22 protein-coding genes, 1 other RNA gene and 1 other annotated feature are annotated in these 24,832 nt (G+C 33.2%); of the genes, 16 read left to right on the top strand and 7 right to left on the bottom strand.

The window, feature by feature from the left end; all coding sequences use genetic code 11:
- Positions 1-106: 106 nt before the first annotated feature.
- The 8 genes from FC55_RS01440 (at position 107) to FC55_RS01410 (ending at position 9,429) form a co-directional block, all read left to right on the top strand.
- Positions 107-2,173 carry a peptidoglycan D,D-transpeptidase FtsI family protein gene (locus FC55_RS01440; RefSeq protein WP_003700497.1) on the top strand — a complete coding sequence of 689 codons (2,067 nt, stop codon included), beginning with the start codon at positions 107-109 and terminating at the stop codon, positions 2,171-2,173.
- Positions 2,174-2,347: 174 nt separating this feature from the next.
- A complete protein-coding gene (locus tag FC55_RS01435) occupies positions 2,348-2,791 on the top strand; it encodes a DUF3290 domain-containing protein (protein ID WP_011476157.1) in 444 nt (147 codons plus the stop codon).
- Positions 2,792-2,805: 14 nt separating this feature from the next.
- Complete coding sequence (locus tag FC55_RS01430) at positions 2,806-3,444, top strand: DUF421 domain-containing protein (protein WP_003700495.1); 639 nt, start codon at positions 2,806-2,808, stop codon at positions 3,442-3,444.
- Positions 3,445-3,622: 178 nt separating this feature from the next.
- Positions 3,623-4,837, top strand: a complete 1,215-nt coding sequence (locus FC55_RS10285; protein ID WP_003700494.1) for a YSIRK-type signal peptide-containing protein — start codon at positions 3,623-3,625, stop codon at positions 4,835-4,837.
- 32 nt (positions 4,838-4,869) lie between these two features.
- Positions 4,870-6,015 (top strand): coiled-coil domain-containing protein, encoded by a 1,146-nt coding sequence (locus FC55_RS10280; RefSeq protein WP_003700493.1) that lies wholly within the window; start codon positions 4,870-4,872, stop codon positions 6,013-6,015.
- Positions 6,016-6,393: 378 nt separating this feature from the next.
- On the top strand, positions 6,394-7,467 hold the full coding sequence (locus FC55_RS01420; RefSeq protein WP_003700492.1) for a M24 family metallopeptidase: 1,074 nt from the start codon (positions 6,394-6,396) through the stop codon (positions 7,465-7,467).
- Positions 7,468-7,590: 123 nt separating this feature from the next.
- Positions 7,591-8,727: a D-alanine--D-alanine ligase family protein gene (locus FC55_RS01415; protein ID WP_034982595.1), complete on the top strand. Its 1,137-nt coding sequence runs from the start codon at positions 7,591-7,593 to the stop codon at positions 8,725-8,727.
- A 150-nt stretch (positions 8,728-8,877) separates the two neighbouring features.
- The gene (locus FC55_RS01410) at positions 8,878-9,429 is read left to right on the top strand and encodes a DNA-3-methyladenine glycosylase I (RefSeq protein WP_034982593.1); all 552 of its coding nucleotides are present in this window, start codon (positions 8,878-8,880) and stop codon (positions 9,427-9,429) included.
- A 46-nt stretch (positions 9,430-9,475) separates the two neighbouring features.
- Here FC55_RS01410 and FC55_RS01405 read toward each other — a convergent pair whose 3' ends face one another.
- The 7 genes from FC55_RS01405 to FC55_RS01380 form a co-directional block, all read right to left on the bottom strand.
- Complete coding sequence (locus FC55_RS01405; protein ID WP_003703973.1) at positions 9,476-9,979, bottom strand: universal stress protein; 504 nt, start codon at positions 9,977-9,979, stop codon at positions 9,476-9,478.
- Between the two features lie 116 nt (positions 9,980-10,095).
- Complete coding sequence (locus tag FC55_RS01400; protein WP_003700488.1) at positions 10,096-10,401, bottom strand: hypothetical protein; 306 nt, start codon at positions 10,399-10,401, stop codon at positions 10,096-10,098.
- 64 nt (positions 10,402-10,465) lie between these two features.
- A non-coding RNA gene (gene ssrS / locus FC55_RS09730) (6S RNA) lies at positions 10,466-10,650 on the bottom strand.
- 35 nt (positions 10,651-10,685) lie between these two features.
- Entirely contained in the window at positions 10,686-11,957 is a 1,272-nt protein-coding gene (locus tag FC55_RS01395) for a replication-associated recombination protein A (protein ID WP_035149854.1), read from the bottom strand.
- A 21-nt stretch (positions 11,958-11,978) separates the two neighbouring features.
- A complete protein-coding gene (locus FC55_RS01390; protein ID WP_003700486.1) occupies positions 11,979-12,461 on the bottom strand; it encodes a YueI family protein in 483 nt (160 codons plus the stop codon).
- Between the two features lie 148 nt (positions 12,462-12,609).
- Positions 12,610-13,215 (bottom strand): 30S ribosomal protein S4, encoded by a 606-nt coding sequence (gene rpsD, locus FC55_RS01385; protein ID WP_003700485.1) that lies wholly within the window; start codon positions 13,213-13,215, stop codon positions 12,610-12,612.
- Positions 13,216-13,430: 215 nt separating this feature from the next.
- A complete protein-coding gene (locus FC55_RS01380) occupies positions 13,431-13,880 on the bottom strand; it encodes a GAF domain-containing protein (protein ID WP_044004987.1) in 450 nt (149 codons plus the stop codon).
- A gap of 183 nt (positions 13,881-14,063) precedes the next feature.
- Here FC55_RS01380 and ezrA point away from each other — a divergent pair, with 183 nt between their 5' ends.
- From ezrA to FC55_RS01340, 8 genes are all read left to right on the top strand, one after another.
- A complete protein-coding gene (ezrA, locus tag FC55_RS01375; protein WP_003700481.1) occupies positions 14,064-15,776 on the top strand; it encodes a septation ring formation regulator EzrA in 1,713 nt (570 codons plus the stop codon).
- A 134-nt stretch (positions 15,777-15,910) separates the two neighbouring features.
- Positions 15,911-17,059, top strand: coding sequence for a cysteine desulfurase family protein (locus tag FC55_RS01370; protein WP_003700480.1), 1,149 nt, complete (start codon positions 15,911-15,913; stop codon positions 17,057-17,059).
- 16 nt (positions 17,060-17,075) lie between these two features.
- Entirely contained in the window at positions 17,076-18,293 is a 1,218-nt protein-coding gene (gene thiI / locus FC55_RS01365) for a tRNA uracil 4-sulfurtransferase ThiI (protein WP_003700478.1), read from the top strand.
- 43 nt (positions 18,294-18,336) lie between these two features.
- Positions 18,337-18,541, top strand: a binding site (T-box leader).
- A 57-nt stretch (positions 18,542-18,598) separates the two neighbouring features.
- On the top strand, positions 18,599-21,259 hold the full coding sequence (locus FC55_RS01360; RefSeq protein WP_003700476.1) for a valine--tRNA ligase: 2,661 nt from the start codon (positions 18,599-18,601) through the stop codon (positions 21,257-21,259).
- 94 nt (positions 21,260-21,353) lie between these two features.
- Positions 21,354-22,655 (top strand): bifunctional folylpolyglutamate synthase/dihydrofolate synthase, encoded by a 1,302-nt coding sequence (locus FC55_RS01355; protein ID WP_003700475.1) that lies wholly within the window; start codon positions 21,354-21,356, stop codon positions 22,653-22,655.
- Between the two features lie 53 nt (positions 22,656-22,708).
- Positions 22,709-23,386 carry a RadC family protein gene (radC, locus tag FC55_RS01350; RefSeq protein WP_003700474.1) on the top strand — a complete coding sequence of 226 codons (678 nt, stop codon included), beginning with the start codon at positions 22,709-22,711 and terminating at the stop codon, positions 23,384-23,386.
- 13 nt (positions 23,387-23,399) lie between these two features.
- Positions 23,400-23,609, top strand: coding sequence for a cold-shock protein (locus FC55_RS01345; protein WP_003700473.1), 210 nt, complete (start codon positions 23,400-23,402; stop codon positions 23,607-23,609).
- A gap of 174 nt (positions 23,610-23,783) precedes the next feature.
- Positions 23,784-24,788: a rod shape-determining protein gene (locus FC55_RS01340; protein ID WP_034982605.1), complete on the top strand. Its 1,005-nt coding sequence runs from the start codon at positions 23,784-23,786 to the stop codon at positions 24,786-24,788.
- Positions 24,789-24,832: the final 44 nt, after the last annotated feature.

The raw sequence follows: 24,832 nt of genomic DNA, 5'->3' as shown, positions 1-24,832 counted from the left end.
GGTAGGATAGAGAATGGATTTAAATATAATTATCATAGTAAGGTTAAACTTTTGGAATTATATTTGTTAGTCGCAATTTTTTCCAAAATAGATAGGAGAAATTAAAGTGAAATTTTTACGCAGTTCACGGAGAAATAGACGGAATAGTAATCAAAATTCATTAATTCCGTTTAGATTAAATTTTCTCTTTGTTATTGTATTTTTATTATTTGCAGCATTGATTGCTCAGTTAGCATATTTACAAATTGTTAATGGACAGAAATTTTCAAGTGAAGCAGCAAATAATGATACTTATACTGAAACCACTAATGTTCAACGTGGGATGATGTATGATTCAACAGGTAAGTTAATTGTTGGTAATAATTCTTCAAGAGCAATTACCTATACAAAACCCCTTGGCGTTACGAATCAAAAAATGAGAGCAATTGCTGATGAATTGGTAAAATTTGTATCTATCAAAACAGATTCATTAACGAGTGGGATGAAGGCTGAATATTATCTAGCTAATGTAAAGAATTATGATGCTGTAAAAAAGCATATTAAAAATGCTGATAGTTTAGATAGTAGTGAGTTGAATCGTCTAATGATCACTTATGTTAGAAAGCATGGTCTAGTTTCTGATATGACTAATAAGGAAAAAGAAGCAGCAATCGTTTATAACAAGATGAGTGGTGCTTATTCTCTATCAAGTGTTTATATTAAGACTAGTGGTGTTAGCGATACTGAAATGGCTGAAGTTGGGGAAAATCTTTCTTCAATGCCTGGAATAAAGATTGGAACAGATTGGACACGTAGTTACCCAGATGGAACATCGATAAAGAATTTAGCTGGGACTGTAACAACTGAAAAACAAGGTTTGCCAGATGATTCTATTAATACTTTCTTAGCTCAAGGATATTCAAGAAATGATAGTGTTGGTTCAAGTTATTTAGAAAAACAATATCAGGATGTCCTAAAGGGTACTAAGAAAACCACCAAAGTATTTACTCAAAACGGTAAAATCACTAAAGAAGTTGAACAATATGGTGGACAAGCCGGTGATGATGTTCAGCTAACAATTAATGCTAAATTCCAACAAGATATGCAAAAAATAATGGATAGCGCAGTTGCTGGATTAGGTGGTTATTCAAATGGTGGTTATGCAGTAGCGATTAATCCACATACTGGTGGCATTTATGGTATGGCCGGTGTTTATCGTGACCCTAACACAGGTAAGACAACTGTTGATCCTGCTGGGGCAATTAATCAATCTATTACTATGGGGTCGGTTGTTAAGCCAGCTATGATTATTGGAGCTTTGAAGTCAGGCGTTATTACACCTGATAATAATGTGTTGACTGATATGCCAATCAAAGTTAAAGATACGCCAGTCAAGGGGTCATGGTTTAATAAGAGTGGTGGAGCTAATGTGGCTTTAACTGCTTCTGATGCTTTGATGGTTTCTTCTAACTCGTACATGATGCAACTTGCTATGAAGGAAGCAGGATTTAAGTATAGTTATGGTGCAACCTTAACTATGCCAACCTCAATTTTTAAGAAATTAAGAAATAACTTTAATGAGTTTGGCTTGGGTGTAAGAACAGGGATTGATTTACCTGGTGAAGTTTCTGGATTGGAAGGTAAGAGTACAGCTAAATATATTGGTAGTGCCCTTGACCTTTCTTATGGGAACTATGATTCTTACACAACAATTCAATTAGCCCAATACGCTTCCATTTTGGCTAATAAAGGTTATAAAATTCAACCACATTTACTACAATCAATCAGAGCAAATGGCAAAGATGGTAAGATGGGTGCTGTAAAATATGAAGTTAAGCCTAATATCACGGGCGTGATAGATGTTCCAGATTCTTATTGGGATATTATTCACAGTGGTATGTATAAAGTAGTACACGGAACTAGTCAATATGCAACTGGTACAGCAATGAAGGATATTAATCCAGCCATTGCAGCTAAAACAGGTACTGCTGAAACTGTTTATAAGAATACTGATACAATCACATTAAGTGCTATTAGTTATGCTCCTTATGATGATCCACAAGTAGTAGTGGTTGTAGCTTTCCCAAATCTTGCTAGTGATAAAAGTAGTGTTAACATGAATACTTTGAAGAGTATTTATGAAGCATACTGGAAAGATGTCCAATCTAGCGATGGATATAAAACATCTAAATAATAGTTAACGTTATTTATTACTTAGACTTTTTGAGTTATGTATGCTACAATGATTTCGAAAAGTTAAACCAAAAGAGGTGAGAAGATTTTTTCTTCTCATCTCTTTTTTAGGTGCTTGAATTTCTATTTGGTAATAGCTATAATTGTCATAATTTATGTTGAGACGGGTGAATTTATGGACTTTTATACATTAACATATCTTCAGGAACAAAATAATGTAGCACAATTTGTCCAATATGGAATTGTTGTAATTATCTTTTTAGTTCTAATTGTAGCGACAATTTTGTATATAAAAGATAAATTTCAAACTAAATATCGTGATTTAAGTATTATCATGGCACTGATATTACTTTTTATGGCAGGAATAAACTTTACTGAATATCAAAATGGCAGAAATACAAGTGTTCAAGCTGCAGAAGCAACAACTTTTTTGAAATCTATTTCTGAGGAATATCATGTTAAAAAAGATCAAGTTGCTATTAACGCACGTGGATTATCAGATGGGATAATTGTGAAAATTAATAAAAAATTTTATAAAGTCAATTTAAGTTCTGATCAAACTAATTATGTACTTGTTCGGACACATCTTATAAATCAGAAAGTTAAGATACATAGATAGAGGTGAAGAACAGGATGGATTACTATTTACCAATTATTATTAAATTTGTATTGGGGCTATTGGTATTTATTCTACAAATAAATCTAACAGGTAAAGGAAATTTAGCACCTTCGACTGCTTTAGATGCTGTTCAAAATTATGTACTTGGTGGAATTATTGGAGGAGTAATATACAATGAAAATATCACTATTTTACAGTTTGTTATGGTTCTGATTGTTTGGACTATAATTGTATTAACTCTAAAGTTCTTTAAAGATCATAATCGCTTTATTCGTAATATCATTGATGGACAACCGGTAACTTTAATTAAAAATGGCAAAATTAGAGTAGAAGAATGTTTAAAACATGGGATATCAGCAAATGATTTAATGTTCAAGTTAAGAAATAAAGGGATTTATGAAGTTGCTAAAGTAAAAAGTGGAATCTTAGAACAAAATGGGCAGCTAACAGTTATTGAATTTAGTGATAAAGATCATGTTCGTTATCCGCTTATAAGTGATGGACAGTTAAATGTTGATGTATTGGAACTTATTAACCAAGATGAAGAATGGTTAATAGGTAAATTGAACAAAATAGGTTATAAAGATTTAAGTGAAATATACATAGCTGAATATGTAAACGGTGACTTGCGTATTGTAAGTTATCCCAAATAAAGATCGTACATTTATCGTATAGAGATAATTGTACGATTTTTTAATTAAACTTCACAAAAAATTCAAAAAACTATCACGAAATATTTATGTATAAATGATATTGACAAAATAGCGTGGGGGTAGAATTAGGGTGTTATATAGGTACCATATAACATTCCGATTAGGAGGGATAAATTATATGTTTTCTAAGAATAATAAAAAAATGATAGCAGAGCGTAGTGCAGAGAGAACTCTCAAATACGGTCTAGTAAAATTAAAGGTGGGGTTAGCATCTGTCTTATTAGCAACAGGTTTGACATTTGCTGGAGGCCAAGCTGCTAGTGCTGATACAGTTACAACAAATACTGAAGCACAAACAACAGAAGTAGCACCAGGCCAAAATGATGCAACAACAGAAGCAACAGAAACAACAAACAAGGCTGATGCAGCAACACAAACAGAAAACCAAGGCCTTACAAAAGAAACAGCAACAGAATCTTTAAAGGATGATAAAGCTACTCAAGATAAGGCACAAGGTGAAGTTACAGAAGCTACAAAGAATGTAGAAGATGCAACTACTGTTCGTAACGATGCAAAAGATGTTGAAGCATCTGCTCAAAAAGACTTAGATGCTTCACTTCAAGCAAAGAAAGATATTCCAGCCGCAACAGACAAAGTTAAAGAAGATAGTGCAGCTTTAGATAACGCAAGAGATGATGTTGATAAAGCACAAGATAACACAGAAGTTGCTAGAGAAGCAGAAAATACTGCAGTCGCAAATGAAAACGCTGCCCAAGAAAAGGTTGATGCACAACAAAAAACTGTTGATGACTTAAAACCAGCTGCTGATCAAGCAACTGCAGCACAAAATACTGCAAAAGCAGCAGATGACATCGTTTCAGATCAAGCTGCAATCCAAAAAGACACAGAAGATGAAGCAAACTTACAACAAGTTGTAAAGGAAGCTCAAACAACTGTAAATAACTTAGTAGAAACAGCTCGCCAAGCTGCTGAAACAGAAACTCAAGCAGTTGATGCTTTGAAGAAAGCAAAAGAAGCAGAAGCAGCTGCTCAAACAAATGTTGGTGCTGCACAAACGGCATTGAAAGATGCTACTGCACAAGCAGATAAAGATAAGGCAGCATTAGAAGAAACTCAAAAAGCTGGCGATGCAGCAAGAGCTACTGTTAAGGGATGGGAAAATAAGATTGCTCAATGGCAACAATTCCTTGTAGACGAAAAGGATACTTCTTCAAGTGAACACTTAAATAACTTGAAGAAAGGTATTGCAGCTATGAAAGTTCGCTTAGGTCAAGCACAAGATGCAGTTGCAGAAGCTCAAAAGGCTATTGATTCTGCATTAGATGTTTATGGTGAAGCCGTGCTAAGCAAACAAAAGCTGAAGAAACTTTAACAAAAGCAAATGCTGCATTAGCAATTGCTAAGATGTCAACAGCTGCAGCACAAACAAAAGAAAAAGCAGCAGCTAAGAGCAATGCTGAAGCACAAGCAGCTCTTGAAGCAGGTAAAGCTGCATTAGAAAAGAGCCAAGCTGAATTAGCAAGTGTACAAGACAAGTTGGCTGCAGATAAGGATAAATTAGCTGCAGATCAAGCTAAGTACAATGACTTGAAAGCACAAAACAATTTTGCTGATGACGAAGATGTTGCAGCAGCACAAGCAGCAGTGGATGAAGCACAAGCAGCATTAGATTCTGCAAATGAAGCTTTAACAAATGCTAAGAATACATTAGCAGATACTGAAAAGAAGAATGCAGACTTTAAGGATGCTTTGGCAAATACACAAGCAATCAAAGATTATGAAGCAGCAAGTGCTACATTAGCTGAATATCAAAAAGAATTAGCTAGTGCACAAGATGCAGTAGCTAAAGCTGAAGCTGCATTTAACGAAGCACAACAAAAAGAAGATGCAGCTAAAGCAGCTTATGAAACAGCTAAAGAAACATACTTAACTGATAAAGCTAAGTTACAAGACTTAGAAGCTTTAGCAGCTAAGGAAGATGAATATGTTGTAGCATTTGAACAAGCTTCTGATAAATTGAACGAAGCACAAGCAGCTCTTGATGAAGCTCAAAAAGCATTACAAGATAAGAATGCAAGTTTGAGTGTAGCAAATGGCGAAGTTAAGTACTGGGAAGGTGTATTGGCTGCATTAGAAACAAAGACACCAAGTAAAGATGCAGAAACACAAACACCAGATACAGACAAGATTGATCAAGGTACACAAACAGACGGAACAGGTACATCAACTGGTGACGAAGTTGACAACAACGAAAAGCCAAGTACAAACGAACTTGATGAAGATGCTAAAGGCAATGAAGAACCAGCTAAGACTGCAGACGAAGACAAAGTTGTTGTAAACGACGTTAAGAAAGTTGCTACAACACCTGAAAAGAAAGTTGAAGTTAAGGCAATTGCTAAGAAAGCTGAAGCTCCAAAGGCTGATGCTAAGGCAGCTACACTTCCACAAATGGGTGAAAAAGACAATAACGAAGCAGCTGTAGTAGGTCTAGGACTTGCAGGCGTTGCTGGAGCATTAGGTTTAGGTGTCTTGAATAAAAAACGTTCATAATTATTAGCTGTTATAGATAGTTATTTAATTTGAAAGTTTGAGTTATATCAGAAAAATGAGTGAAGATAATAGATAAATTTGGGGAAATTTGTCGATTGATCGGATAGAAACTCTGTATAGAGGATGATTGCTATATAAGTATTAGTGATCATTAATTAAATATAGAAAACAATAACTATTTATTTTTACTTCTATCAAGGAATGTTATTGTATAGATACATTTTAGAGATAAATAATTAGTTGCAGTTTTTGGAGCCGGTATGAGCTATAAACTAGGGAGAATTTATAGCAAGTACCGGTTTTTATTATGGCTAGCATTAGGTATTTGAACGTATTTTTGTTACAATTAAAAATAAATGTCTAAAGAAGGTTTTAAGTATGACAACTTTTCAAGAACGTAGAAATAGGTTAAGAAATTTAATGTCACAAATGAGTGTTGATGCATATTTGATAACTAACAGATTTAATATTTATTATCTAAGTGGTTATACAGGTGATGATGGAGTAGTTTTAGTTACTGAACAAAGTGCATATATTATTACTGATAGTCGATTTGAAGAACAAATAAAAACAGAAAATCCTGATATAGATTCAATTATTACACGTGACTATTTGGGTGAAGCGCTTAATGTTGTGGCTAAGGAAAATTGTGTAGCTTTGGCATTTGAAAGTACTTTAGATTATGAATCGTTTGATTATTTAGATGAAAATGCAAGTAGTGATGTAGTAGCTTTAACTAAAGTAATTGAAAAAATGAGAGCAGTTAAGGACGAAGATGAGATTTCGACGATAAGAAAAGCTTGTCAACTCTCAAGAAAAGGTTACGAACATATTTTAACTAAAGTACATGCTGGTGTGACAGAAAAAGAAATGGCTTTAGAACTTGACTATTACCTAAGAAAAAATGGAGCTGCAGAAGCATCGTTTGAAACTATTTTTGCTAGTGGAGATCGAACAGCTTTACCTCACGCTACCTATTCTGATAAAAAAATTGTTGAAGGAGAACTGGTAACCTGTGATTTTGGATATTATTTCGATCACTACACTTCCGATATAACAAGAACTTTTGTAGTTGGTAAGGCAAGCGATGAAATAAGAAAAATATATGATATTGTTAAAGTAGCTAAAGAAAAAACAATTGAGGCAATTAAAGCAGGTATTAGTTCAAAAGAATTAGATGAAATTGGTAGAGGATATATCAAAGAACAAGGATATGGAGAATACTTCACTCATGGTATGGGACATGGAATAGGCTTAGATATACATGAGTTACCTAATATTAGTTATAGTTATCCAGATGTCTTAGAAGCCGGTGAAATAGTAACTATTGAACCTGGTATCTACATTCCAGGATTAGGTGGAGTAAGAATTGAAGATGATATCTTAGTTACAGAAAAAGGATATGAAAATTTAACCGACTTTAAGCAAGATTTGATAGAAATCAGTAATTAAGAATGAAATTATTAAAAATATCTTATGAACTAAAAATAATAACTGACAAATTAAGATGTTCATGATATTATTTAAAAAGAACAACCGTATAATAAATAATTAAGTGTTAGGATGGACATTTTAATGGAAAATAAAAAATTACACATTGCATTGTTATTTGGAGGAAACTCATCTGAACATGACGTTTCAAAACGTTCTGCACACAATATTTATGACGCTCTTGATAAAGATAAGTATGATGTATCTGTCTTTATGTTTACTAAAAAAGGTTTCTTGCTTGGTAATAAAGACTCTATGCGTATCTTTGACGGAGAAAATGAAGATGATGTTGTTGCAGAAGTTATCAAAGATGTTGATTTCTCCAACCCATTGGCAAATATCCAAAATTTAGCCGAAGTTAAAGATGTTGATGTATTTTACCCTGTTATCCACGGTAACATGGGTGAAGACGGTACAGTTCAAGGGTTATTCCGTTTATTAAACAAGCCTTGGATTGGTAGTGGTGTTACTTCTTCTGGTGTTTCATTTGACAAGGATTTGACTAAGAAATTACTTACTTTGAATGGAATCAGAAATACAAAGTATGTTTTAGTAACTCCAGAAAATAAAGCTGACTATCCATACGCTAAAGTAGCTGAAGAATTAGGTGAAACATTATTTGTAAAACCTGCTCGTCAAGGTTCTTCTGTTGGTATTCATAAAGTAAGAAATGAAGAAGAATATAATGCTGCTTTAGAAGATGGTTTTAAGTATGATTACAAGATTTTAGTTGAAGAAGCAATCAAGAATCCACGTGAAGTTGAATGTTCAGTATTAGGTAATCGTGATATTAAGGCATCCAAGTTAGGAGCAATCCGTATTCCTGAATCAGATGATTTTTATGACTACAACAATAAATTCGTTGATGCATCTGGTGTGGTATTTGAGATGCCTATCAAGTTACCAGAAAAATTAACTAAAGAAATCCAACAAATGTCCTTAGATGCATTTAGAGCATTGGATAACCGTGGTTTAGCTCGTATGGACTTCTTAGTTGATGAAAATGATGTTCCATACTTTGGTGAAGTAAATACTTTACCAGGCTTTACAAACATTTCCTTATATCCACAATTATGGGAAGTTTCAGGCATTAGTTATAGCGAATTAATTGATCAATTGATTCAATTAGCTATTGATGAATTTAACGATAACGCTAAGATTCACTATGACTTTACAGAATTAGGAACAGAAAAAGTGGGTAAGAAGATTATCGGCGAATAATCTCATATAATTTTAGAGGCAATCATGGCTAATAAAGCTATGGTTGCTTTTTTTATAGTGAAAAAGAACTTATTTTCGATTTTATACTAAAAAATTAACAAGTTAGCGTATAATAATATAATGAGATTTTTGATGGAAGGTGAGCTTAAAATGAAATGTGCATGGATTTATGGAGCGGATCAGTTAATGATAGATTATCATGATAAGGAGTGGGGACGTCCTTTACATGATGAAAGAGGACTATTCGAACTTTTATGTTTAGAAGGATTACAGGCAGGATTGAGTTGGAAAATAGTATTGAATAAAAGAGAGTTTTTAAGGAAAGCATTTGATAATTTTGAAGTTGAAAAGATTTCACAATATACTTCTGATGATGTTGAAAAATTATTGACTGATCCTAAAATAATAAGAAATAAACGAAAAATAGAAGCAATTATTAATAATGCAAAAATAGTTAATACATTATATGAAAGAAATGAATCATTGGATAGTTTTTTCTGGGGAATAATTGATAATCAGCCAATTATTAATAATTTTAAGAATCCGGAAGAAATACCTACAAAAACCCAATTATCTGAACAAATTTCTAAAACATTAAAGAAGATGGGATTCAAGTTTGTAGGACCAACGATTATCTATTCATTTATGGAGGCTAGTGGAATGGTAAATGATCATTTGGTAGGGTGTTATGGTCGTAATTAAAAGGACGTGAGATTTTACGCTCACGTCCTTTTAATTTAATATATTATTAGTCTTTACGTTGGAATCCTTTACGTTGTTCTTTTGAAAGGGCAGGCTTGTTATCTAAGTCTGTACGAACAACTAAAACATCGCAATCAGCAGTTCTAGTTACGTATTCTGTAACAGAACCAATCAACAAGCGTTCAACAGCATTTAAACCAGTAGCCCCAATCATAATTAAATCAGTTCCTAATTCCTTAGGAAGATCCTTAGCAATGATAACTTTAGGAGCACCGTATTCAACAGAGTAGCTGATGTTTTCTAATCCAGCTTCTTTAGCTTCTTTTACGTAACCATCCATTGTCTTACGTGCTGTTTCAGTTACTTGTTCAACCATAGCTGTATCGAAACTTGAAATGTTTTGGAAAGCACGAGTATCAACAACATGTACAAGTTGAAGTTTTGTTTCCTTACCATTACGCTTAGCTACTTCAACAGCTTTTTTAAATGCTAATTCAGCTTCGTAAGAACCATCGATTGGAACTAAAATATTTTTATATCTTTGTAACATACGAATCACCCTTTCTGTAATACCTTTCATATATATTATACTTGATATAGTTTGAAAATAAAAGTGTAAACAGTTACAAAAATATAATTTTATTCAAAATTATTTTATGTGGTCTACTATTTATTTGTAGTGTTATAGTAAATCAACATAATAAATGAGAGAGAAGCTTCTACAATCGCATCTAAAACTAGGATAATTGAAATAAAAACGATACTTTTAATAATAAAGATAGCAAGTATAGTTAATAACCCTAAAATAATAAGCAAACTTCCCCAGATAGTCATAATAATTTTTAAACTGGGCTCAGAAGTAGGATCAAAAAGTAAGAACTTACGATTGCGATGGGTAAGTAAGTAAAATCCAGTATACAAAACAATAACAGCTAGTAAAGCTTCACAAATTATTAATAGTACATCAGTCATAATTGGCCTCATTTCATTGAATAATAGTCAATAAATAAAAAGAGCTGAGACAGTGTCCCAACTCTTTGTCTCCGATGATGCCGTTAATCATCTCTGTAGTTGAACCCGCGTTTAAGCAGGTGGTCCTTCTTGCAATAACTTCAAGTTCTTACGTGAAATAATATACTTTCCATTAAAGATATGAAAGACCAATATTATAAGTGTTCGGTCAACCATACGAATGAGATAACGCGTACATCTCAGAACCTAAATCAATCATAGCATAATCATATTGAGAAAGCAAATTAACTATTTTGGGCATTCTTAAGGCGATGGTACTGCTTCCCTAAACTTTCTTCGTAGCGTCCATTTTGTTTAGGATGATAGTATTGCTTGGATTTAAGTTTATCTGGTAAGTATTGTTGTTTAACCCAATCATGAGGATAATCATGAGGATATTTATAATCAATACCATGTCCTAATTCTTTAGCTCCTGAATAATGTGCATCCTTTAAATAATCAGGTATATCACCATAATTTCCAGCTCGAATATCAGAGAGGGCAGCATCTATTGCTGAAATACCGGAATTAGATTTTGGAGATAGACATAATTCAATAACAGTATCAGCTAAAGGAATTCTAGCTTCAGGAAACCCAATTTTTTCTGCAGCTTGAATTGCTAGAACAGTTCTAGTAGTAGCAGGGAGATTAGCCAATCCAATATCTTCATAAGCAATTGTTATTAAGCGTCGACTAATTGATGGGAGATCTTCAGCTTCGATTAAGCGTGCTAAGTAGTGAAGAGCAGCATCAACATCGGATCCACGAATAGATTTTTGAAGAGCAGAGATAACATCATAGTGTGCGTCACCATCTTTATCTTGAACCAAAGCTTTTCTTTGCATACATTCTTCAATGATTTCTAAAGTAAGTACAATATTTCCTTCAGAATTCTTTGGAGTAGATTTAGCAGCTAATTCTAAAGCATTTAATGCACTACGTAAATCTCCATGTGTTGCGATTGCTAGTTGGTGCATAGCGTCATCATTAATTTGTAGAGGCAATTCACCTAAGCCATCATCTTTATCAGTAATAGCTCGGTTAATTGCTTGAATAATATCGTCTTCATTTAGAGGATGTACTTCAAATATTTGAGTTCTACTTCTAATAGCAGGATTGATTGAAATATAAGGATTTTCAGTAGTAGCACCAATTAGAATAATATGTCCATCTTCTAAATGAGGTAGTAAAAAGTCTTGTTTAGGTTTAGTTAAGCGATGAATTTCGTCAAGTAATAGAATAACTGTACCACTGAACTTGGCTTCTTCAACCACTTGCTCTAATTTCTTTTTAGAATCAGTTGCTGCATTCATTTTTCTAAAGGCATATTTAGTTGAACCAGCAATGGCACTGGCAATACTGGTTTTACCGGTACCGGGTGGGCCATACAAAATCATAGATGAAAGTAATTTAGCCTCAACCATTCTTCTAATAATTTTTCCAGGGCCGACAAGATGCTGTTGCCCTACAACGTCATCAATATTTTTAGGTCGCATGCGATAGGCTAAAGGTTTCAAAATATCACTTCCTAAATTAATTTATAGATCAAATAGTTTAGATAGGAATCCTTTCTTATCTTCTTTAGGATCATTCTTTTTTTCGGATTTTCTTTCAAAAAGTTCATGGTATTTACTTTCAACATCAATATTTTCAATATGAAGAGCTGATTTAGAAGAACAAATAACAATAGCATTGGCGTCATCATTATGTGAAAAAGAAGCATCAGCTAAATATTCAAATTTAGTATTATTTTCTTTAGAAATTTGAATGATTTTATCAATAATATCAGATGACAATTGCCCGTTAATCTTTATACTAAGTTCTTCTTCAGTACTAGATGAAATTTCTTGTTTAATTGCAGTTAAACAAGCATTTTGATTATTTGAAAATTCCTTAAATGTAATAGCTAAACTGACTCTTTCTCTAAAAGTTCCTAAATACTTACGTTGTTCATCAGGGTGTAATTGAGGAGTCCCATAGAGTCCATTGTTCAAGTGTTCTTGTAAATTATCATTTGTCATAATTATTCTCCTTTCAAAATAGGGGAGTAGTTAAACATTATCATAATTCTAGTAATTATAGATTTATTAAAACGGATATATAAAAACCCACTATGTTCAAATGAACAATAGTGGGATTAAAAGAGTTATCTCTTTGTTGAGCTAAATATTAACGGTTGTAGAATTCAACAACAAGTGCTTCGTCAATATTTGCGTCAAGTTCTTCACGGTCTGGAAGACGTACTAATGTACCTTCCATCTTGTTTTCGTCGAAGTTAACGAATGGTACACGACTAACAACAGCTTCAAGAGCTTCTTTAACGATTTGTAAGTCCTTAGAACGTTCACGTAAAGAAATTACTTGACCTGGTTCTACTTCGTAAGATGGAATGTCAACGCGCTTGCCATCAACAGTAATGTGACCATGGTTTACTAATTGACGAGCTTGACGACGAGTTGATGCTAAACCTAAACGGTAAACAACGTTATCTAAACGACGTTCCAAAAGAATCATGAAGTTATCACCATGCTTACCTTCACGAATCTTACCAGCTCTCTTGAATAAGTTTGAGAATTGACGTTCTGTTAAGCCATAAGTCATACGTAACTTTTGCTTTTCACGTAATTGCAAACCATATTCAGAAAGACTACCACGACGATCTTGACCATGTTGACCTGGAGCGTATGGACGACGAGATAATTCTTTACCTGTACCAGATAAAGAGAAACCTAAACGACGAGATACTTTCCAGGAAGGACCTGTATAACGAGACATTAAAAATTCCTCCAATAAATTAAAATTAAGTTGGAGTAAAATAATCCGTGTGAACTTAGTATTCGTGCAGTTTATTTTAGACTTTCGCTCTTGCAGCCGAAGAGTTACTAGACGAACTAATATATAGCAATAAACTGTTGACGTTCTTACCGCTCACTGCTGCATTATTTTACACAAAATGTATCTTAACATAAACAAATTAAAAGTCAACTAATTTATATGTGTTTTAATAAAGTTTTGGAAAATTCGACTAATTCAACTTCATCTTCAGGGGAGAAGCGGGATAAGGAAGGAGAATCAATATCTAATACACCAATAATTTTATCATCCTTAACTAGAGGAACCACGATTTCAGAGTTACTTGCTGAGTCGCAAGCAATATGGCCAGCAAATTCGTGGACATTATCTACGCGTAAAACTTTTTGTTGTTGAAGTGCAGTACCACAAACACCAGAGCCATTTTTTATATGCATACATGCAACTTTTCCTTGAAAGGGTCCAAGATGTAATTCATCGTTTGTTTCATCATAAAGATAGAAACCAGCCCAGTTAATATCAGATAAAGATTGATATAAAAGTGCTGAAGCATTGGATAAATTTGCAATAAAATTAGTTTCATTTGTAAGTAATGCATCTAATTGTTGTGAGAGAAGTGAGTTTGTCATATAAAAAGTCCTTTCTTTACTTTTTTGTAATTGAAAAAATATATACCTAAAGTTATATTAATGATATAATTATTATTAGATTTTAAACTGAAACTGGGTTATTTTCAATTGAAACGAATAGCCTACAATATTAATTAACTAAAATATAGATATAGACGATAAGATGTTAGGTGGGAATTTATTATGGTTTTATTTTTTGTAGTTATTGTGGCGGTCGCCATTGGAATATATGTTGGAGTCATATATTTTCAAAGATCGTTTAGAAAACAAATAAATGAGTATCAAACTCAGCTTGAAGAATTGAGCAACAATACTCTAGATAGCGAAATAAATAAAATTGAAAAATTACATTTAACGGGTGAGAGTCTACGTGAATTTGAGGAACTCAAGAAAAACCATAAGAAACTTACTAACCGTGAGATGCCAGAAATTTCAGAAATGATTTTGGATTTAAATGATTTGAATGAGCGTTATAAGTTTATGCAAGAACGTTCAGAATTGTTAGAAGTTGGATCCAAATTACAACATGTTAAAGAAGAAACTCGACAACTTGAAGAAGCTGTCAATGAAATGAAAGAAAAATCTGAGGAACATCAAAAAGCCGTTACAGAATTAAAAGATAAGTATCGTGATATTCGTAAGACTTTATTGGCTAAGAACTTTTCATTTGGACCAAGCATTGATAAATTAGAAGAAAATCTTTCTAAGTTAGAAGAAGACTTTGATAAATATGCTAAATTAACTAAAAGTGGAGATTATGTAACTTCTGATAAACCGTTAAATCAATTAAAAGAAGATACAGCAAGCATGGAACGTGATTTAGAAGTTATTCCTGGAATTTATAAGAATTTAAAAAATGTTTTCCCTGATCAATTATCGGAGTTACGCCAAGGTGTAGCTCAGATGCAAGATGAAGGATTTGCATTTGATAAAGACATTTTGGGACAATTAAAAGATTTAGCAGAACAATGTAATTTAAATAATGAAAACTTGAAAGAATTACGTGTTGATAATGCTAAAGTCTTAGATGAAGATATTGCTAATAAAATTGATGCTATCTATGAAACTTTAGAAGAAGAATATAAGGCTAAGATTTTTGTACAAAAGAAAATTTCAACCTTTGGTAAATTCATTGAACATGCTGAAAAGCAAGAAAAAAATTTATTGTTGGATTTAGATAGATTAAAACAAAACTACACACTCAATCATGATGAGATTGAAAGTGCACAAGGCTTAGCGGATAGGTTAAAGGGAATTCGTAGTTGGTATGATCAATTTATTAAAGATGCTGGGACAAAAGCAATCCTATATTCTTCTATTGCTCAGAGAATAGAAATTGATATGCAAGCTCTAACTGATATAGAAAAGAAACAAAAAGAAATCAATGATAGCGTGGCAAGTTTATGGAAAGAAGAGCGCGAAGCACAAAATGCGGTTAAGAATTTTGACTTGGAAATTCATAAAATGAAGCGTGAAATTGAAAAGCTTAACCTTCCAGGATTATCAGATGATTACTTGGATTATTTCTTTAAGGTTAGCGATGAAATTGAAAAATTAGATAAAGATTTAAATCGAGTTCAAATTAATATGGATGAAATTACAAAATCGTTGATAAATACTCAAAGTGATTTAGATATTTTGGGTGAAAAGACTGATGAATTAATTTCTAGTTCAATTTTAACGGAAGAAATTTTACAATATTCAAATCGTTATCGAAACAGATACCCAGATGTAGCAGCTGCTTACAATCAAGCAGTGCAATTATTTGAGAAGGAATATGAATATGTAAAAGCATTGGATACGATCTCTCATGCAGTAGATAAGGTTCAAGAAGGTGCATCCAAAAAGATTATGGAAGAGTACTCAAAGAATCATCCACCAATGTTTTCTAAATAAAAGTATAGTTAGCTAATTAACAGTAACAACTGCTGATTAGCTAATTTTTTGCTGTTAGAGTAATAATAGTTTTATTTCTACTAACTTTTTGTTAGACTAAGTAATGAGATTTTTGATTTGTAAGAAGGGTAGATATGATTTATTTTGATAATAGTGCAACAACACAAGTACTACCAGAAGTATTAAGTACTTATAATGCTGTTAGTGAAAAGATTTGGGGTAACCCATCTTCACTTCATGCGATGGGAGAACAAGCTTTTAATTTGTTAGAACAATCAAGAAAACAAATTGCTGACTTACTCCATTGCAATATTGATGAAATTTATTTTACAAGTGGTGGAACAGAAGGAGATAACTGGGTCGTAAAGGGAACTGCGATTGAAAAAAGACCATATGGACGACATATTATAACTAGCAGTGTTGAACATCCAGCTGTTTTAAATTCACTACATCAATTAGAAAAATTAGGTTATGATGTAACATATCTTCCGGTTGACGAAAATGGAAGAGTTTCTGCAGAAGATTTGAAAACAGCTATCAGAAAGGATACAATTCTTGTTTCAATTATGGCTGTTAATAATGAAGTAGGAGCTATCCAACCGTTGAAAGAAATTGCAGCAGTATTGGAAGATTTTCCTAAAATACATTTCCATGTTGATGCAGTTCAAGGTGTAGGTAAAGGCATTCAAGAATTATTAGAACAAGATAGAGTAGACTTCTTAACATTCTCTGGACATAAATTCCATGCACCTCGTGGCATTGGATTCATGTATAAAAAACGCGGTCGTATGATCGCACCATTAATGTCTGGTGGCGGTCAAGAAAAAGCTTTACGAAGTGGTACAGAGAATCTTCCTGCAATTGCAAGTATGGCTAAAGCTTTAAGATTGACTTTGGAAAATGAAGAAAAGAAAGTAGCACAACAAAAAGCTATTAAAGAAAAAATTTATAATCATATTTCTAAAAGATCTAAAGTAACAGTATTTTCTAAATTAAACGATGAATTTGCTCCACATATTTTATGTTTTGCAATCAGTGGAGTTCGTGGAGAAACTATTGTTCATGCTTTTGAAAATTATGATATCTATATTTCAACAACTAGTGCTTGCTCCTCTAAAAAAGGAATAACATCTGGGACATTGACTGCAATGAAGATTCCGGATAATATTGCTACATCCGCTGTACGTGTAAGTCTAGATGAAAAAAATACTTTAGCAGAAGCTGATAAATTTATTGAAATTTTTGATGTTCTATATGAAAAATTCAAAAAAATTAATTCTTAATTGAAAGGATAAAAAAATGCAATATACAGAAATAATGGTTCGTTACGGCGAACTATCTACTAAAGGTAAAAATAGGAAAAACTTCATTGATCGTTTAGGATTTAATGTGCGTGAAAGTTTGCATAGTTTTGAAAATTTGGTAATCAAGGCACACCGTGATCGTATGCATATCCAATTACATGGAGAAGATTACGAAGCTGTTATGAAACGTTTGAAGCAAGTTTTTGGGATCCAAAATTTCTCACCATCTATTAAAGTTGAACGTGATATAGAGAAAGTCAAGGTTACTGCGGTAGAAATGGTGAAAGAAAAATTTAAAGAAGGAATGACATTTAAAATCAATACTCGTCGTTCTGACCATAACTATCAATACGATACAAATGAGATGAATGATATTCTAGGTAGTCATATTTTACGTGAAGTTCCAGGTATTAAAGTGAAGATGAAAAATCCTGATATGACTTTACGTTGTGAAGTTCGTGCGGATGGTATTTATCTTTCACATGAAAAGATTGACGGTGCTGGTGGTTTGCCTGTTGGAACTGCTGGTAAAGCAATGTTGATGCTTTCTGGCGGAATTGATTCACCAGTAGCTGGATATTTAGCAATGAAGCGTGGAGTAGATATTGAAATGGTTCATTTCTTCAGTCCTCCATATACAAGTGAACAAGCTTTGAATAAAGCTAAAGACTTAACTGCTAAATTGACACCATATGTTGGTAAGATAAGATTTATTCAAGTTCCATTTACTGAAATTCAAGAAACAGTTAAGGAAAAAGTGCCATCAGGATATTTAATGACAATTCAAAGAAGATTCATGTTGCGCTTAACAGAAGCAATTGCTCAAAGAAGAAAGGGATTAGCTATCTTTAATGGTGAAGCTTTAGGACAAGTAGCATCTCAAACACTTGAAAGTATGGCTGCTATTAACGATGTAACTACTATGCCAATTTTACGTCCAGTAGTTTCAATGGATAAAAATGAAATTATTAAAATAGCTCAAGATATTGATACTTTTGATTTGTCAATTATGCCATTTGAAGATTGCTGTACAATTTTTGCACCACCAGCTCCAAAAACTAAGCCACGTATTGATAAGGCACGTTACTATGAAGAACGTTTAGACGTAGATGCTTTAGTTCAACGAGCACTTGATGGTATTGAAATTACAGAAATTAAGATTGGCGATACTTTCTTAAACCAAGAAAAGAAAGTTTTTGCTGAATTACTATAAAAAGTATCTTGACGTATTACCTAGCAAAAGATAGAATATATCCATATAAGCAATGAACAAGAGGATTAAAAGAAGCTTGGATTAGAGAGGAATCGTCTGGTGAAAGATTTTCGATAGCTATTTTAATTGTAGCTTGTGAGCTGTTATCTTGAATAAAGTAGGGATAACCGGATTTCGATTCGTTAACAAGGATTTAAGTGGAGTTAAAAACTCAATTTAGGTGGTACCACGGCATTGTCGTCCTATTAAGTAGGATGGCAATGCCTTTTTCTTTGCTTAAAATTATGTAGAAAGGAATAATTATTATGACAAAAGAAGTAGAAATGTCAACTAAATACGATCCAAGTCAAGTAGAACCTGGCAGATATAAAGAATGGATCGAAAAAGGTTTATTTAAACCTAATGAAGATAAAGAAGCAAAACCATATTCAATCGTTATTCCACCACCAAATGTAACTGGTAAATTACATTTAGGCCATGCATGGGATACAACATTGCAAGATATGATAATTCGTCAAAAGAGAATGCAAGGCTTTGATACTTTATGGTTACCAGGAATGGATCATGCTGGTATTGCAACTCAAGCTAAGGTAGAGGCTAGATTAGCTGAAGATGGAATTTCTCGTTACGATTTAGGACGTGAAAAATTCGTAGAAAAAGTTTGGGAATGGAAAGGCGAATATGCTGACATCATTCATCAACAATGGGCTAAGTTAGGTTTGTCTTTAGATTACGATAGAGAAAGATTTACTTTGGATGATGGATTATCTAAAGCTGTAAGAAAAGTCTTCGTTACTTTGTACAAAAAAGGATTAATCTATCGTGGTGAATATATTATTAACTGGGATCCTAAAGCGCGTACTGCTTTATCAGATATTGAAGTTATTCATAAAGATGATAAAGGTGCATTTTACCATGTTAAATATCCATTTGCTGACGATACCACATTTAATGGCAAGAACTATATTGAAATTGCTACAACTCGTCCTGAAACTATGATGGGTGACGTAGCAGTTGCCGTAAATCCTGATGATGAACGTTATAAGGATATTGTAGGTAAGACTTTAGTTCTACCATTACAAGGTAGACATATTCCAATTATTGCTGACCAATATGTTGATCCTGAATTTGGTACAGGTATGGTTAAGATTACACCAGCTCATGACCCTAATGACTTTGAAGTAGGTAATAGACATAATTTGGAACGCATCAATACAATGAATGAAGATGCTACAATGAATGCTAATGCTGGTAAATATGAAGGTTTAGACAGATTTGAAGCACGTAAGGCAATTGTGGCTGATCTTGAAGAACAAGGCTACATGTTGAAGATTGAACCAATCGTACATAGTGTAGGGCATTCTGAAAGAACAGGGGTACAAGTTGAATCACGTCTTTCAACACAATGGTTTGTAAAGATGAAGCCTTTAGCAGAAGCAGCTTTGAAGAATCAAGAAACTGATGATAGAGTAGACTTTGTGCCACCTCGTTTTGAACATACATTTACACAATGGATGGAAAATGTTCATGATTGGGTTATTTCTCGTCAATTATGGTGGGGACACCAAATCCCAGCATGGTACCACAAAGAAACTGGTGAAATTTATGTAGGTGAAGAAGCACCTGAAGATATCGAAAATTGGGAACAAGATTCAGATGTATTGGATACATGGTTCTCTAGTGCATTATGGCCATTCTCAACAATGGGTTGGCCAGATACTGAAAGCCCTGATTTCAAGCGTTATTTCCCAACTAATACATTGGTTACAGGTTATGATATTATTTTCTTCTGGGTATCAAGAATGATTTTCCAAAGTGTTGAATTTACAAAACGTCGTCCATTTAAGAACGTTCTAATTCATGGTTTAATTCGTGATGAACAGGGACGTAAGATGAGTAAATCACTTGGAAATGGTATTGATCCAATGGATGTAATTGATAAGTATGGGGCAGATGCATTGAGATGGTTCTTATCTAATGGTTCTGCACCTGGTCAAGATGTACGTTTCTCATATACAAAGATGGACGCTGCTTGGAACTTTATCAATAAGATTTGGAATGCAAGTCGTTTTGTTATTATGAACTTAGATAGCGATGTTGAATTAAGTTTACCAGAAGCATCAGAATGGCAATTAGCTGATAAGTGGATTCTAAGTCGTCTTAATGATACGGTTCGCGATGTAACTCGTTTATTCGATAGTTTTGAATTTGGTGAAGCTGGTCGTGCTCTATATAACTTCATTTGGAATGATTTCTGTGACTGGTACATTGAAATGGCTAAGGAAAATCTTACAGGTGAAGATGAAAAACTTAAGAAGAATACACAACGTATCCTACGTTATGTATTAGATCAAATTCTACGCCTAATGCATCCAATTATGCCATTTGTTACAGAAAAGATTTGGTTATCTATGCCACATGATGGTGCATCCTTGGTTGTTGCTGAATACCCTGTTGAACATACTGAATTTGATAATCAAGTAGCAGAAAAAGACATGGATAATTTGATTGAGTTAATTAAAGCAGTACGTAACAGTCGTTCTGAAGTTAATGCTCCAATGTCTTCAGCAATTGATATTTTAATTAAGACAAAAGATGATGATACAAGAAAAGTGTTTGAAAACAATGTTGATTATATCAATCGTTTCTGTCATCCAAAACGTTTAGAAATAGCTGCAGATATTGAGGCACCTAAGTTAGCTATGACATCTGTTATCACAGGAGCAGAAGTTTACTTACCATTAGCTGATTTAATTGATTTAAACGAAGAAATTTCACGTTTACAAAAAGAAGCTAAGAAATTAGAAAGTGAAGTTACACGTGGTGAAAAGAAACTAGGTAATGAAAAATTTGTTGCCAATGCACCAGAAGCCGTTGTTGCTAAGGAAAAAGAAAAATTAGCTAATTATAAGCAACAACTTGCTGCAACTGAAAGTCGAATTGAAGAGTTAAAAGCTGAAATTTAAAACTGAAAGATATATTGTCCGATATATGGATAATATATCTTTTTTTATCTGTTATAATGGATGATGGTTAATACTATTAGAGAGAGGCAGAGAAATGTTCGTAAATAATTATAATGATGCCTTGGCATTTATTCATGGAAGAACTAAGTTTAAAAAGATCCCAACTTTAGATAGAATGAGGGATTTCATGAAGAGATTGGGAAATCCACATGAAAAAGTAAAAGCTATTCATGTAACAGGTACAAACGGTAAAGGATCGACAACAGCGTATTTGAGAGACTTAATAGCAGAACAAGGATATAATGTAGGAACATTTACATCACCATTTATCGAGAAGTTTAATGAGAGAATATCTGTAAATGGGAAAATGATTAGTGATGAAGAAATTGTTCGTTTGGTTAATATAATTGGACCAGTAGTGAAAGAAATGGATTCAGATTGGCGTGATCGTGAAGGTGGACCAACAGAATTCGAAATTGTAACAGCGATGATGTTTGTTTATTTTGCTGAAGGACATGTTGACTATGCTGTAATTGAAGTAGGAATTGGTGGATTATTTGATTCTACTAATGTTATTACTCCGCTTATGTCAGTTATTACGACTGTTGCAATGGATCATGCTCATATTTTAGGCGATACAATTGCTAAAATTGCAACACATAAAGCGGGTATAATCAAGTATAAAAAGCCAATCTTGATTGGTAAACTTCCAGATGAAGCAATAAAAGTAGTTAAACAAGTAGCTAAAGAAAAAGAAGCACCATTATTAATAATGGATAAAGATTTTTCCAGCAAAGTAAAGTTAGAACAAGGTTGGGGAGAAAAGTTTGATTTTTCAGACAGTAGAGGAGAAATAAGTAATATACATATCTCTATGGAAGGATTTCATCAAATAGAAAATGCAACTTTAGCTATTGAAACATTTATTCAATTTGCTGAACTTGAAGGAATTAATTATTCTAATAAAGATATAAAAAATGCAATTCAAAAAACACAATGGCTTGGAAGATTTGAACTTTTAAATAAAGAACCATTAGTGGTGATTGACGGTGCTCATAATACGGCAGCGATGAAAAGAATTTCCCAACTTTTGAGAAAAGAATTTGCGGATAGAGAAGTTTATGTTATTCTAGCTATTTTAGCTGATAAACAACCTAATGAAATGTTAGATGAGTTGTTAAAATTGCCAAATGTACATGTAACTGTAACTCGCTTTGAAGGACCACGAAAAGTAACAAAGTTGGCAGATTTTAAATTACATGATAATGTAAAGTATGTGGAACATTGGCAAGAAGCAATAGGTGAAGTCATATCTAATATGTCACTAGATGATATGTTATTGATAACTGGCTCTCTATATTTTATTTCTGAAGTTAGAAATAACTTTGAAGGATAAACATATAAAAACTCTTCTTTACGTACTTTAATAGTGAGAGGAGAGATTTTTATATGACACTAACTAATAATTATTCAGAAAAATATATAACAGACAAAATTATTCGCTTTGGAGCTGAGACACTAACTAATAAAGAGTTATTGCAATTTATATTAACTACTAAAGTTTCACAAACATCTGCTAAGAATGTGATTAAGGATTTTTTTGATGAGCACCAAAGATTAAATGAACTACAATTTTTTAGTGATGAGGGACTAAAAAATTTGTGTAAGGATGATGAAAAAGTCGCTATAATTAGAGCACTAAGAGAATTTTCAGAACGCTATAAGGAAAAAGAAGGATTAGTTTTGGGGCAAATCTTTTCAAGTTGTATGTTTGGAAATTATATGATAGATAAAATTGGTGATAGTAAGCAGGAATTGTTGGTATGTGTATGCTTAGATACTAAGAATCAAGTATTGAGCGAAAAAGTGATTTTTAAAGGTACATTAAATTCGGCTACGGTACATCCAAGAGAAATTTTTAAACATGCATTAAATTTTAGTTGTGCCAGAATTTTAGTAGCACATAATCATCCAAGCGGGAATGTCGAACCCTCAGAAAATGATATTCAATTAACTAAGAGATTGATTAATGCAGGAAAGATGATTGGAATTGAACTAATTGATCATGTAATTGTAGGTTCTGAAGTGTATTTAAGCTTAGCAGAAGAAAAAATAGTCGAATTTTAAGGTGGGTAACAATATGATTTTAGGAACAGTACATAAATTTAATAGAGAAAAGGGCTTTGGTTTTATAACTCCAGATGATAGCAAAGATGACGTTTTTGTTCATTTTTCAGCAATTCAAACTGAAGGATTTAAAACTTTACAAGAAGGTCAACGTGTAGGTTTTGTAACGATTGAAGGAAAACGAGGACCACAAGCCGCTAATGTAGAACTTATTTCAGATTAACTTTATAAAAAAATTAATAATTTATAAAGTTTATGGATATACTTTAAAGAGTAAAAAAAATCGTGTATCCTATATATTGAACTTAATTTAAACTAAACGATAATTGTTAAATATGATATAATACTCTTATCGTTATATTACCCTGCTCAGGGATTATGGAAGGGAAGAAAAATGGTGTTCGGAATCGGAACGAAAAACATAGGAATTGATTTAGGAACAGCAAATACAATTGTGTATGAAGAAGGTAAGGGTATTGTTTTACGTGAACCTTCTGTCGTAGCTAAAAACACAAAAACAGGAGAGGTCGTTTCCGTTGGTTCAGAAGCCAGAGATATGATTGGTCGTACTCCTGAAAGTATTGTAGCTATTAGACCAATGAAAGATGGTGTTATTGCTGATTACGATACAACAGTATCAATGATGCAATATTACATCCAAAAGGCTTTAGGAAACAAAGCTAACAAGCCTTACGTAATGGTATGTGTTCCTAGTGGTGTAACAGAAGTAGAAAAAAGAGCTGTCATAGATGCAACTCGAGTAGCTGGTGCTAGAGATGCTTATACAATTGAAGAACCTTTTGCTGCTGCAATAGGTGCTGGATTACCTGTTATGGACCCAACTGGTAATATGGTTGTTGATATCGGTGGTGGTACTACTGATGTAGCAACAATTTCTTTAGGTGGGATTGTATCAAGTCGTTCTATTAGAATGGCTGGTGATAAGATTGATGAAGCAATTATTTCTTATGTACGTAAAAACTTCAATCTTTTAATTGGTGAACGTACAGCTGAACAATTAAAAATGGACGTAGCATCTGCATCAGTTGAAGCTGCTAAAGATATTGAAAGTCAAAGTATTCGTGGTCGTGATTTAGTATCAGGATTGCCTCAAACAGTTGAAATTGAAGCTGTTGATGTAGCTAAAGCAATTCAAGAAGTTGTTCAAGAAATTATTGTAGCAATCAAAGAAACGTTAGAAGAAACTTCTCCAGAAATTGCTGCTGATGTTATCGATCACGGAATTGTCCTTACTGGTGGTGGAGCTTTATTGAAACATTTACCTGAAGTTATTTCAGAAGCAACTAAAGTTCCAGTATTTGTGGCATCTGAACCTTTAGATTGTGTTGCTATTGGAACAGGTGAATCATTGAAGAGTATCGAAGTCATGAAAGACAAATAAACTAACTATTGAAGTCGTGTCGATTAGAAGGTAGTAGTGATTTC

This window comes from Ligilactobacillus salivarius DSM 20555 = ATCC 11741 (genome assembly GCF_001435955.1).
GTDB lineage: Bacteria > Bacillota > Bacilli > Lactobacillales > Lactobacillaceae > Ligilactobacillus > Ligilactobacillus salivarius.
This window is presented reverse-complemented; position numbering and strand designations above follow the sequence as displayed.